Source organism: Aeromicrobium sp. (assembly GCF_049587115.1).
Lineage (GTDB): Bacteria > Actinomycetota > Actinomycetes > Propionibacteriales > Nocardioidaceae > Aeromicrobium.
This window is the reverse complement of the sequence record NZ_JBAVDI010000053.1, coordinates 1-11,414: the sequence shown is the minus strand read 5'-3', so window position 1 is coordinate 11,414 and position 11,414 is coordinate 1. Positions and strand designations below refer to the sequence as shown.

Sequence of the window (11,414 nt, the reverse complement as noted above, 5' to 3'; positions counted from 1 at the left end):
GGACGAAACTGCTCTCCAGACGCCCCCGTCGTACCCACTCGATCCGCACACGCACGCCGACTACCTGCGCGCTGGCGGGCGGCGGGCCGCGATCTGCATGGACTGCTCTGGTAAGCACGCCGCCATGCTGCTGACCTGTGTCACCCGAGACTGGCCCACGACCAACTACCTCGACGCGGATCACCCGTTGCAACGGGAGATCGCCGCAACCTTCATCGAGCTGACCGACGGGCCACCGTCGGCGGTTGGTGTCGATGGGTGCGGCGCGCCGCTTTTGGCGACCCCTGTTCAGCAGCTCGCACGGGCATTCGGGCGAATCGCCCAGAGTCCGGCCGGAAGCGACGGTGCGCGTCTGGTCAGCGCCATGACGGCGCATCCCGAGTACGTCAGCGGGACGACCCGCGAGGAGCGCGACCTGATGCTTGCTTTCCCGGGGCTCATCGCGAAGTCGGGTGCAGAGAGCGTCTACGCGACGGCGCTGCCTGACGGTTCGGCGTTCGCGGTCAAGATCGAGGACGGTGCGGAACGCCCGCTCTACGCCGTGATGGGGCGTGTCCTCGAGCTGGCCGGGCTGGACGCGCCGGTGCTTCGGGACAGGCCGCAGGTCCTGGGTGGTGGCCGTCCTGTCGGCGAACTACGGCTGACCTTCTGACATCCAGCGGAATGTGACCCAAGTCGCTAACGTTCTTGCTTGCATTTGCTAACTTTTGCAAGCAGACTGGAGGCATGGCCAAGTTGAGCATGCAGAAGACCGTCGAGGGACTCGGCGACTACCTGCGTGAGCAGCGAGGTCAGGCACAGATGTCGCTTCGACAGCTGGCCGAGCTCACGGATGTTTCCAATCCGTATCTCAGCCAGATCGAGCGAGGTCTGCGCCGACCTTCGGCAGAGGTTCTGCAGCAGATCGCCAAGGCGCTGCGAATCTCCGCCGAGTCGCTCTACGTTCGTGCCGGCATCCTCGATGCCGACGAGAGCGGAGCGCGGATGGTCGAGGACGCCATAGCCCTCGACCCCCGTCTCACGGAGCGTCAGAAGACTGCGCTGCTCGATATCTATCGCTCCTTCGTCGGCACCGACGAAGCATCGGACACCGAGCTGGCCGCAACAGTGACCGAAGCCAACCAGGAGGAAATATGAGCATCACCGATACGATCAACGCCCAGGTTAAGTCCATCGTCGACGACGTCAAGGCACTTCAGGACACGCTGAAGAAGCTCGACGTGTCCGACCTGCAGAAGCAGGCCCAGGGCTTCGCGCAGACCGCTCTGGACACCGCGTCCTCCACGTACGCCGATCTGGCCAAGCGCAGCGAGAAGCTCGTCGCGCAGGCCAACGACAGCGTCGAGGACTACACCAAGCAGGCCAAGAGCTTTGCTGACGAGGCGCAGAAGCGCGCCGAGCAGCTCGTCACGGACGCCAAGAACACCGTCACCAAGGTGACGTCGAAGGCTCCGACCACGGCTCGCAAGGCTGCCGAGAAGGTCGACACGACCGTCAAGAAGACGCCTGAGCCGGCCAAGAAGGCTCCGGCTGCCAAGAAGGCCCCGGCCAAGAAGGCTCCGGCTGCCAAGAAGGCTCCGGCCAAGAAGGCTCCGGCTGCCAAGAAGGCTCCGGCCACCAAGGCCTGATTCCTCACCCACGAAAGAGGCGGGCTCCCGGTCGGGAGCTCGCCTCTTTTGCTGCCCGATAACCTTCCAACATGTTCGATATCCAGAGCAACGTGATGGTCATCTTGTCGATCGCGCTGTTCGCCGCCAAAGGCTTCGCCCTGGTCGACTGCGTCGCCCGGCCGTCGGTGCAGTTCGGCTCCCTGGACACGCTGCCGAAACAGACCTGGATCATCCTGTTGGTGCTCGCGGTGCTGGCGCACCTCTTGTGGTGGTCGCCGTTGAGCCTGCTCAATCTGCTCGGTACCGTGGCCGCGCTGGTCTACCTGGCGCAGGTGCGCGGCTCCCAGCACTGATCCTCTTGTCGTCGACCCTCGAACGCAACGGTGCAACCCGCCAGGCTAGAACATGTGTTCGATGTGTCGTATGCTCGCCGGATGGAGGACTACTTCCAAGGCTCCCTGCTCGACGCGGGTCGTCCGGCTGACCTCGGCGATCTGGCGCTGCGGCGAACCGTCCTCAAAGGTGGCGCCTGGGTCGACGTCATGCCCGGCTGGGTGACAGGGTCGGACGATCTGTTCCTTCGCCTGCAGACCGAGGTGCCGTGGCGAGCAGAGAGCCGGGAGATGTACGAGCGGGTCGTGGATGTCCCGAGGCTGCTGTGCCATTACGACAGCGACGCGACGCTGCCCGATCCGCTGCTGGATGAGGCCCGTGAGCGCCTGGGTGATCACTATCAGGGCGAGCTTGGGGAGCGCTTCGCGACGGCCGGGCTTTGTTACTACCGCGACGGTCGGGACAGCGTCGCGTGGCATGGCGATCGAATCGGCCGCGGACGCTCGGCCGACACCATGGTCGCGATCATCTCGCTCGGGGCGGCCCGTCGGCTCTCGCTGCGTCCGCGCGACGGCGGCGAGCAGATCGGGTTTTCCCTCGGCCACGGTGATCTCGTGGTGATGGGCGGCTCGTGCCAGCGCACGTGGGACCACGCGATTCTCAAGACGTCCAAGCCTGTCGGTCCCCGCATCAGCGTCCAGTTCCGACCCCGCAACGTCCTCTAACCCTGAGCGGTGTCTGAGCCACCCATCCCCGCCCGCGGCGGTGTCTCCGCCACCTTTCCGATAGCCGAAAGGTGGCTGACGCACCGGTCCACAGCGAGCAGCGGGGTGCGGGCGATCCACAGGCGCCTGAGGGTGTCGCCTGCACCAGTCGTTCGATCGCTGAAGTTGAGGGATGGCACCCCGACCACGTATTCCCGAGTCGCTGCGGGACAGGCCGTTCTCCCGTCGCGAGGCGCTGGACATGGGCGTGACATCACGACAGCTGGAAGGCGGGTTCCTGCTGCGGCTCTTCCCGCAGGTCTACATCCTGCGGGATCACGAGATGACCGGATCGGACTGGATAACCGCGGCTACCTTGGCCATGCCGGAGTGCGCTCATCTCAGTCACGTCTCGCGCATCCAAGCGCTGGGCCTGGACATCGGCGAGATCTGGCCGGTCCGCTTCACCGTCGTTGGCGACCTCCACCTGGCAATGGACGACGCGTTCCTCCACCGAACTGCTGCGCTGCCTCCGCTGGATGAGGTGGGGGTGACGCCGGCCGCCGCTTTCGTCCAGTTCTGTGCGACCGCGACAGTGCTCGATGCCGTCGTTGTCGGCGACTGGCTGCTGCACCGGCGGCACATGACGCTCGGCGAGGTCGCGGAGCTGTCGCGGGCGCAGCACTGGCGGCCGGGGGCTCGACAGGTCCGGCGGATTCTCCCGGTCCTTGACGGTGGCGCGATGTCAGTGAAGGAGTCCGAGGTCAGGATCCGGCTGGAGTTCGCGGGCCTTCCACGGCCCGAGGTCAATGTCCCGATGATGGTCGACGGCGAACTGCTTGGCATCGGCGACCTGCTGGTGCGTTGCGTGATGCTGGTACTGGAGTACGAGGGGCGCCAGCATGCGGAGAGCCCGCGTCAGTTCAATCGCGACATCCACCGGTACGCGTCCTTCAGGAACAACGCTGTCGAGTACCTGCAGATCACCAACGAGATGCTCAGCAGGCCCCGAGTCATGGTGACCCAGGTCCACCACCGCCTGCGCGCCCTGGGCTACAACGGCCCCGCGCCGGTCTTCGGGGATCGATGGGACTCCCTGACCGCGCCCATCCCGCGCAGCGTACGCAGGAGCAGGTGATTGGGCCACCTATCCAAGTTCGGATGGGTGGCCCAGACACCTCGCTGCGCAGGGATAGGTGGCTGAGCCACCGCCTTGGGTGGGTTTACTTCTTGGAGCGGTTTGCGCGGTTGCGCACGGTCGCGTCGAGGATGATCTTGCGGATCCGGACGTTGGCCGGGGTGACCTCGACGCACTCGTCCTCGCGGCAGAACTCCAGCGACTGCTCGAGCGACAGCTTGCGGGGCGGCACGAGCTTTTCAAACTCGTCGGCGTTTGACCGGACGTTGGTCTGCTTCTTCTCGCGGACGATGTTGATGTCCATGTCGTCGGCGCGGGAGTTCTCGCCTACGATCATGCCCTCGTAGACCTCGGTCGCAGGCTCGATGAACAGCGTGCCGCGCTCCTGGATGTTGGTCATCGCGTACGACGTCGCTGCGCCCGCACGATCGGAGACGAGCGAACCGGAGGGCCGGGTCGAGATCTCGCCGGCCCACGGCTCGTACTTCTCGAACGTCTGGTGCGCGATGCCGGTGCCGCGGGTGTCGGTCAGGAACTCGGTGCGGAAGCCGATCAGGCCTCGCGCCGGGACGATGAACTCCATCCGGACCCAGCCGGTGCCGTGGTTGATCATCTGCTCCATGCGGCCGCGACGGACAGCGAGGAGCTGCGTGATCGCTCCGAGGTACTCCTCGGGCGCGTCGATCGTCAGACGCTCCATCGGCTCGTGCACCTTGCCGTCGACCTCACGGGTCACGACCTGCGGCTTGCCTACGGTCAGCTCGTATCCCTCACGGCGCATCTGCTCGACGAGGATCGCCAGCGCCAGCTCGCCACGCCCCTGGACCTCCCAGGCGTCGGGACGCTCTGTCTCGAGCACCTTGAGCGACACGTTGCCGATGAGCTCGCGGTCGAGCCGGTCCTTGACCAGTCGGGCCGTGACCTTGGTGCCCTTCTCGCGTCCGGCCAGCGGCGAGGTGTTGGTACCGATCGTCATCGAGATGGCGGGCTGGTCGACGGTGATGAGCGGCAGCGCGACGGGGTTCTCGGCATCGGCCAGCGTCTCGCCGATCGTGATGTCGGGAATGCCGGCGATTGCCACGATGTCTCCGGGGCCGGCGCTCTCACCTGGAACCCGCTCGAGCTCCTTGGTCACCAGCAGCTCGGTGATCTTGACCTTCTCGACCGTGCCGTCATGCTTCATCCACGCAACCTGGGCGCCCTTCTTGAGGGTGCCTTCGAAGACGCGGACCAGGGCGAGGCGGCCGAGGAAGGGGGACGCGTCCAGGTTGGTCACATGAGCCTGCAGCGGCGCGCCCTCGGTGTACTCCGGGGCCGGAACGGCGTCCATGATGGTCTGGAACAACGGGATCAGGTTGTCGCTGTCCGGCATCCCACCGTCATCGGGCTGAGTCAGCGACGCACGCCCGGCGCGTGCCGAGGCGTAGACGACAGGGAAGTCGAGGGCGTCCTGGCTGGCGCCGTCCTCGAGCAGGTCGAGGAACAGCTCGTATGTCTCGTCGACGACCTCGGCGATGCGAGAGTCGGGTCGGTCGACCTTGTTGACCACCAGGACGACCGGCATCTGCGCAGCAAGCGCCTTGCGCAGCACGAAGCGAGTCTGGGGGAGAGGGCCCTCCGAGGCGTCGACCAGCAAGATGACTGCGTCGACCATCGAGAGTCCACGCTCGACCTCGCCACCGAAGTCGGCGTGCCCGGGCGTGTCGATGATGTTGATCGTCACGCCGCCGTCAGGGGCGCCGGGACCGTTGTAGCGGACCGCGGTGTTCTTGGCGAGAATCGTGATGCCCTTCTCGCGCTCGAGATCGCCGGAATCCATGGCACGTTCGGCGAGCTGGTGATGCTCGTCGTAGTTGCCCTGCTGCTGGAGCATGGCGTCGACCAAAGTGGTCTTGCCGTGGTCGACGTGGGCGACGATTGCGACGTTGCGCAGGTCGGAGCGTAGGGGCATGCGAAAACTGTCCTCAGCGTGGGGAATGCTCGATGAACTCGGAGCCTTCCCATTCTACGTGGACCGGTGCCTCCAAGACGAATCGCGATGACGGAGCAGTCGTTGCGCCTGCGCAAACATTCCATTTGGACAAAGATTGCAACATGGTTATGATTCTTCGGTGACCATTTCTCCCGACGAGCTCTTCGGCTCCCTCGAAGACTTCGTCATGCGTCTGATGAGCCTCGCGGAGTCCGATGGCATGGACGCACTGATCGAGCTCGACCTGTCCTTCTCGCAGGCCCGCACCCTGTTCCTGCTGGCCAAGAAAGGAGGGCCGATGCCGATCCACACGATCGCCACGACGCTCGGCCTGTCTGACGCCGCGACCGGGCGCAATGTCGAGAATCTGCTCAAGCTCGACCTCGTCGAGCGCCGGGAGAGCTCTGACGACCGCCGAGTCAAGCTCGTCTCGCTCACTCCTGCCGGCGAGAAGCTCAGCCAGCAACACATCGACTCCAAGCGGGCGTCGATCAGAACCTTCGCGGCAGACCTGCCCGCGGACCAGCGCGACAACCTGCATCGCGCGCTCAGTGACATCTTGGCCGGCACCACCCTGCGCCGGCGCATCGACGAGGAGAACTGCTGATGACTGCACCGACCCAACACGAAGAACTTCCCGACGAGATCGATGCCGCCGTGCTCAAGGTGGCCGGCGTGGTTGTCCTCGGTGCCATCATGTCGATCCTCGACATCACGGTTGTCAACGTCGCGCTGCCGACCTTTCAACGTGTCTTTGCCGACGGCAACGGCGAGCTGAAGTACTCGCTCGTCGCGTGGACCGTGACGGCCTACACCCTCGCGCTTGCCACCGTGATCCCGATGACCGGCTGGGCTGCTGACCGGTTCGGCACCAAACGGCTGTACATCACGGCGATCGCGTTGTTCACGCTTGGCTCCGCGCTGTGTGCCATGGCGACCGACATCAACATGCTGATCATCTTCCGAGTCCTGCAAGGTCTCGGTGGCGGCATGCTGATGCCTCTGGGCATGACGATCATGACTCGGGCCGCCGGTCCGCACCGAATGGGTCGGGTGATGGCGATTCTCGGCATTCCGATGATGCTCGGACCGATCGCTGGACCGATCATCGGCGGCGTCCTGATCGATCAGGCCTCGTGGCACTGGATCTTCCTGATCAACCTGCCGCTCGGCATCGCAGCGATCGTCTACTCGTGGTTCGTCCTGCCCACGGACGCGCCCGTTCCCTCGGAGTCGTTCGACTTCTTCGGCATGGCGTTGCTCTCCCCCGGGCTCGCGGCTTTCCTGTTCGGAATCTCCTCGCTCCCCGGGGAGAATGGAGACTTCGGGGCGCCCAAGGTGTGGGTCAGCGTGCTGATCGGCGTCTTGCTGATCGTGGCCTTCGTGTTCCACGCCTTCCGGCCCGAGCACCCGCTGCTGGACCTGAGGCTGTTCAAGGATCGCAACCTGACGTTCTCCATCATCACGATGTTCCTGTTCGCCGCGGCCTTCTTCGGCGGGCTGCTGCTCGTTCCGACCTACTTCCAGCAGATCCGTGGCGAGTCCACGACGGCCGCGGGCTGGCTCATGGTTGCGCAGGGGCTCGGTGCCATCGTCACGATGCCGATCGCCGGTTCGCTGGTCGACAAGATCCCGGTCGGGCGAATCGTCCCGGTCGGTCTGACCCTCATCATCATCGGCATGTTCCCGCTGACCCAGATCGACGGCAACACGTCCTACTGGATCCTCGAGCCAGCGCTGTTCGTGATGGGCATGGGGATGGGCGCGACGATGATGCCGCTGTTCACGTCGGCGCTGAAGACACTGACGAATCACCAGGTCGCCCGTGGATCGACGCTGCTCAACATCTCGCAGCAGATCGCCAGCTCGGTGGGCGTCGCGGTGATGTCGGTCATCCTGACCAACCACCTCGGTGACGGCGAGTTCGCTAATGCGGCGATCGGCTCGGTCAAGGATCCGTCGATCCTCGACAGGATCGGGGCAAGCAACATCGCCCGGGGCTTCGATCAGGCGGCGAGTGCGTTCGGCTCGACGTTCTGGGTGGCGTGGGGTCTGGTGATCCTCACCGTGATCCCGGCATCGTTCCTGCCCCGTAGATCGCAGCAGAACCACCTCGAGGACGACGCAGTCGTGCCGCCGACCATGATGCACTGATCGACCCGAGCAACGAAGGGGCCCCGCCGGATGTCCGGTGGGGCCCCTTCGTCTGGATGGATGGATCAGGTCGGTTTGGACTGTTCCTCCAGGGCGCGATCGATCCGCTCGTCCACCGGACCACCGAAGTGGTCATCGAAGTTGCCTACCAGATCGTCCTTGACAGACTCGCCGACCTCTGTTGCCATCTCTCGTTCGCGCGAGCGACGGGCCAGGCGCACGATCTCGTTGCGCTCGGTCTTGAGCGCGCGATAGGTCGCGAAGCACATCGCGATCATGATGATGCTGAATGGCACCGCGGTGAGGATCGCCCCGGTCTGCAGGGCTGCCAGTCCGCCGGCCAACATCAGCGCAATCGCCACGCTGCCCTCGATGACGGCCCACAGGACGCGGCTCCAGGTTGGTGGCTCCGGGTCTCCACCGGAGGCCAACATGTCGACCACGAGGGAGCCGCTGTCGGACGACGTCACGAAGAAGATCGTCACGAGGAGGATCGCCAGTCCGGACAGGATCGACCCGCCCGGCAGGGTGCCGAGCAGATCGAACAGCACGTTCTCGCTGGTCACCGAGCCGTCGGAGCCGACCAGATCGCCGACATTCATCTGCCGCAGGATCGCGGCACCGCCGAGCACCGAGAACCACAGCGCTGAGACGAGGGTGGGGACGAGCAGCACGCCCGCGACGAACTCACGGATCGTGCGGCCCTTGGAGATGCGGGCGATGAAGACGCCGACGAACGGAGCCCACGACATCCACCAGCCCCAGTAGAAAGTCGTCCAGGCGCCTTGCCACTCGATGCCGTCCTTGCCGGCGAACGCGCTGGTGTTGAAGCTCAGCGGGACGATGTCGGCGGCGTAGCCGCCCAGGTTCTGCACGAAGCTGCGAAGCAGGAACAGCGTCGGGCCGAGGATGAGCACCAGCACGAGCAGGAGTGCGGCGAGTCCCAGGTTGGCATTCGAGAGCCACTTGATGCCCTTGCCCAGGCCGCTGATCACCGAGACCACAGCGATGCTGGTGATGATGGCGATCAGGATGATGCGGATCGTGTTGGTGCTCTCGTCGATCAGGCCGAGGTGGACGAAGCCGGCGGTGATCTGCTGTACGCCGAGCCCCAACGACGTGGCGACACCGGCGACGGTGCCCACGATGGCGACGACGTCGATCACGTCACCGAGCCGGCCCTTGACCCGGTCACCCAGCAGCGGCTCGAGCGCCCAACGAATGGAGACCGGCCGGCCCTTGCGGTGAATCGCGTAGGCCATGGAGAGGCCGACGACGACGTAGATGGCCCAGGCGTGCAGACCCCAGTGCAGGAACACCTGCGACATCGCCTTCTGGGACAGCTGGGCATCGGTCCCGGAGACGCCGGGCTTGGGGTTGGTGAAGAACGTGAGCGGCTCGGCAGCGCCCCAGAACACCAGGCCGATGCCCATGCCGGCTGCGAACAGCATCCCGAACCAGGCCCGGAGGCTGAACTCGGCTTCGTCGTCGTCCTTGCCGAGCTTGATGTCGCCGAAGCGACCGATGCCCATCCACAGGGCGAAGACGACGAATCCGGTGACGGTCAGGGTGTAGTACCAGCCGATGTCGCCGATGACGTTCTTCTGCATGGAGCCCAGTGCGTCACCGGTCGCATCGGGGAACAGGATGCTGATCAGGACGACGAGTCCCAGAATCGAGAGGGCGGGGAAGAACACCCCGGGCGCGATCTCGGAACGCCAAGATGCTCGTTCCTTGTTGCCGTGTGTGTCGTTTGCCATGGGTATGACCTCACAGGGGGAGAAGAGTGGGTGGTCCACGTTTCCCGAGACGATCCGCTAGGTCAAATCGTACGGCCACCGTCAGGGTTCCGACAGTTATCCGGAGCGGTCCACCTTGTGCTGGGCGGCCTGGGCAATCGGCTTGAGCACCATCAGGTCGACGTTGACGTGCTGCGGGCGCGTCGCGACCCACACGATCGCGTCGGCGATGTCCTCGGCCACCAGCGGCTCGCGAACTCCGGCGTAGATCGAAGCGGCCTTGTCCGCGTCCCCGCCGAAGCGATTGAGGGAGAACTCGTCGGTGCGCACCATGCCCGGTGCAATCTCGGTCACACGGACTGGCTGGCCGTTGAGCTCCAGACGCAGCGTCTCGGTCATCACGGCCACACCGTGCTTCGCCGCGGTGTAGCCGCCACCACCTTCGTAGGCGGTGCGCCCCGCAGTGGAGCCCAGGTTGACCAGGGTTCCAGCCCCGCTCGCGACGAGTGCGGGCAGCAGCGCTCGAGTCACCAGCAACGTACCGATGACGTTGACCTCGTACATGCGTCGCCAGTCGTCGGCACTGCTGGTGGCAACCGGATCTGTACCGATGGCGCCGCCGGCATTGTTGAGCAGCAGGTCGAGCTTCGGCCCGACTGCTTCCGCCAGAGCAGCGACCTGGGCCTCGTCCGTGACGTCGCAGGTCACGGCCGTGCCACCGATCTCGGCAGCCAGGGTTTCGATGTGCTGGGTGCGACGCGCAACGCAGAACACGTGGTATCCAGCAAGGCTGAGGGCGCGCGCAGCGGCAGCGCCGATCCCGCTGCTTGCTCCGGTGACGACGGCGGTGACCATGCCGTCATCGTGCCAGACGGGCAGGGAAGTGCAGGCTGGGAGCCGGGTGAGACGATGGATCCGAAAGGTGGGCTGACCGATGCTCAAGCGAATCGCGATGCTCTCCGCGCACACGTCACCGCTCGAGCAGCCGGGCGACGGCGATGCCGGGGGGATGAATGTGTACGTCCTCGAGCTGTCCCGACAGCTCGCGTCCCGCGGGATCGAGGTGGAGATCTTCACCCGCGCGACGTCCCGTCACCAGTCGCAGGTCGTCGAGGTCCAGCCAGGGATACGCGTCCATCACGTCGCCGCGGGGCCGTTCGAGGGGCTGGAGAAGAACGATCTCCCTTCGCAGCTGTGCTCATTCGTCCGGGACGTCCTGCGGGTGGAGGTCGAACGGGATCCGGGGCACTTCGATCTCGTCCATTCGCATTACTGGCTGTCCGGGCAGGTGGGCACCGTCGCTCGCGAGCGCTGGAACGTCCCGCTGGTCCACACGATGCACACCATGGCGAAGGTCAAGAACGCCCTGCTGGCCGATGGTGACACTGCTGAACCGATCGGACGCATCTACGGCGAGGAGGAGATCGTCAGACTCGCCGACCGACTGATCGCCAACACGACGGAGGAGCGGCGCGAGCTGGTCGAGATGTACGACGCGGAGCCAGCTCGGGTCGCGGTCGTGCACCCGGGTGTCGACCTCGAGGTCTTCCGCACCACCGACCAGTCGGCCGCGCGCGCAGATCTGGGGATTGCCGACGATGCCGCGTTGCTCCTGTTCGCGGGCCGCATCCAGCCGCTCAAGGCCCCCGACATCGTGCTGCGTGCCGCCGCGGTCCTGCTCGAGCGTGATCCTTCGTTGCGTGAGCGACTGGTCGTGGCCATTGTCGGAGGCGCCTCCGGAGCCGGGCTGGATCAGCCAACGGC

At 65.4% G+C, this 11,414-nt stretch carries 12 protein-coding genes; 9 read left to right on the top strand and 3 right to left on the bottom strand.

Annotated features, from left to right (window positions below):
* From WB461_RS05285 to WB461_RS05260, 6 genes are all read left to right on the top strand, one after another.
* Window positions 1-652: asparaginase (locus WB461_RS05285; protein ID WP_423851673.1), on the top strand; the 652-nt coding region annotated here is incomplete at its 5' end.
* 74 nt (window positions 653-726) lie between these two features.
* Window positions 727-1,137 carry a helix-turn-helix domain-containing protein gene (locus WB461_RS05280; RefSeq protein ID WP_423851672.1) on the top strand — a complete coding sequence of 137 codons (411 nt, stop codon included), beginning with the start codon at window positions 727-729 and terminating at the stop codon, window positions 1,135-1,137.
* Window positions 1,134-1,628 (top strand): hypothetical protein, encoded by a 495-nt coding sequence (locus WB461_RS05275; protein WP_423851671.1) that lies wholly within the window; start codon window positions 1,134-1,136, stop codon window positions 1,626-1,628. Before WB461_RS05280 ends, WB461_RS05275 begins: the two co-directional genes overlap by 4 nt.
* A gap of 71 nt (window positions 1,629-1,699) precedes the next feature.
* The gene (locus tag WB461_RS05270; protein WP_423851670.1) at window positions 1,700-1,963 is read left to right on the top strand and encodes a DUF2516 family protein; all 264 of its coding nucleotides are present in this window, start codon (window positions 1,700-1,702) and stop codon (window positions 1,961-1,963) included.
* Window positions 1,964-2,044: 81 nt separating this feature from the next.
* A complete protein-coding gene (locus WB461_RS05265; RefSeq protein ID WP_423851669.1) occupies window positions 2,045-2,668 on the top strand; it encodes an alpha-ketoglutarate-dependent dioxygenase AlkB in 624 nt (207 codons plus the stop codon).
* A 172-nt stretch (window positions 2,669-2,840) separates the two neighbouring features.
* On the top strand, window positions 2,841-3,785 hold the full coding sequence (locus WB461_RS05260; protein WP_423851668.1) for a hypothetical protein: 945 nt from the start codon (window positions 2,841-2,843) through the stop codon (window positions 3,783-3,785).
* 85 nt (window positions 3,786-3,870) lie between these two features.
* Here WB461_RS05260 and typA read toward each other — a convergent pair whose 3' ends face one another.
* The gene (typA, locus tag WB461_RS05255) at window positions 3,871-5,736 is read right to left on the bottom strand and encodes a translational GTPase TypA (protein WP_423851667.1); all 1,866 of its coding nucleotides are present in this window, start codon (window positions 5,734-5,736) and stop codon (window positions 3,871-3,873) included.
* A 160-nt stretch (window positions 5,737-5,896) separates the two neighbouring features.
* On the opposite strand from typA, the gene WB461_RS05250 reads away from it, so the two are divergent.
* Together WB461_RS05250 and WB461_RS05245 are read left to right on the top strand one after the other, a co-directional pair.
* Window positions 5,897-6,364 (top strand): MarR family winged helix-turn-helix transcriptional regulator, encoded by a 468-nt coding sequence (locus tag WB461_RS05250; RefSeq protein ID WP_423851666.1) that lies wholly within the window; start codon window positions 5,897-5,899, stop codon window positions 6,362-6,364.
* A complete protein-coding gene (locus WB461_RS05245; RefSeq protein ID WP_423851665.1) occupies window positions 6,364-7,911 on the top strand; it encodes a DHA2 family efflux MFS transporter permease subunit in 1,548 nt (515 codons plus the stop codon). The genes WB461_RS05250 and WB461_RS05245 overlap by 1 nt, the downstream gene beginning before the upstream one ends.
* Before the next feature lie 65 nt (window positions 7,912-7,976).
* Here WB461_RS05245 and WB461_RS05240 read toward each other — a convergent pair whose 3' ends face one another.
* Complete coding sequence (locus WB461_RS05240; RefSeq protein WP_423851664.1) at window positions 7,977-9,671, bottom strand: BCCT family transporter; 1,695 nt, start codon at window positions 9,669-9,671, stop codon at window positions 7,977-7,979.
* Window positions 9,672-9,767: 96 nt separating this feature from the next.
* Entirely contained in the window at window positions 9,768-10,505 is a 738-nt protein-coding gene (locus WB461_RS05235) for an SDR family oxidoreductase (RefSeq protein ID WP_423851663.1), read from the bottom strand.
* A gap of 79 nt (window positions 10,506-10,584) precedes the next feature.
* Here WB461_RS05235 and WB461_RS05230 point away from each other — a divergent pair.
* The coding region (locus WB461_RS05230; protein ID WP_423851662.1) for a glycosyltransferase at window positions 10,585-11,414 on the top strand (830 nt) is incomplete at its 3' end.

Excerpts from the sequence above, each read along its gene's own strand:
- WB461_RS05240 (WP_423851664.1), bottom strand. The coding sequence starts at position 9,671 with ATGGCAAACGACACACACGGCAACAAGGAACGAGCATCTTGGCGTTCC.
- WB461_RS05245 (WP_423851665.1), top strand. The coding sequence starts at position 6,364 with ATGACTGCACCGACCCAACACGAAGAACTTCCCGACGAGATCGATGCC.
- WB461_RS05280 (WP_423851672.1), top strand. The coding sequence starts at position 727 with ATGGCCAAGTTGAGCATGCAGAAGACCGTCGAGGGACTCGGCGACTAC.
- typA (WP_423851667.1), bottom strand. The coding sequence starts at position 5,736 with ATGCCCCTACGCTCCGACCTGCGCAACGTCGCAATCGTCGCCCACGTC.
- WB461_RS05260 (WP_423851668.1), top strand. The coding sequence starts at position 2,841 with ATGGCACCCCGACCACGTATTCCCGAGTCGCTGCGGGACAGGCCGTTC.
- WB461_RS05270 (WP_423851670.1), top strand. The coding sequence starts at position 1,700 with ATGTTCGATATCCAGAGCAACGTGATGGTCATCTTGTCGATCGCGCTG.
- WB461_RS05235 (WP_423851663.1), bottom strand. The coding sequence starts at position 10,505 with ATGGTCACCGCCGTCGTCACCGGAGCAAGCAGCGGGATCGGCGCTGCC.
- WB461_RS05275 (WP_423851671.1), top strand. The coding sequence starts at position 1,134 with ATGAGCATCACCGATACGATCAACGCCCAGGTTAAGTCCATCGTCGAC.
- WB461_RS05265 (WP_423851669.1), top strand. The coding sequence starts at position 2,045 with ATGGAGGACTACTTCCAAGGCTCCCTGCTCGACGCGGGTCGTCCGGCT.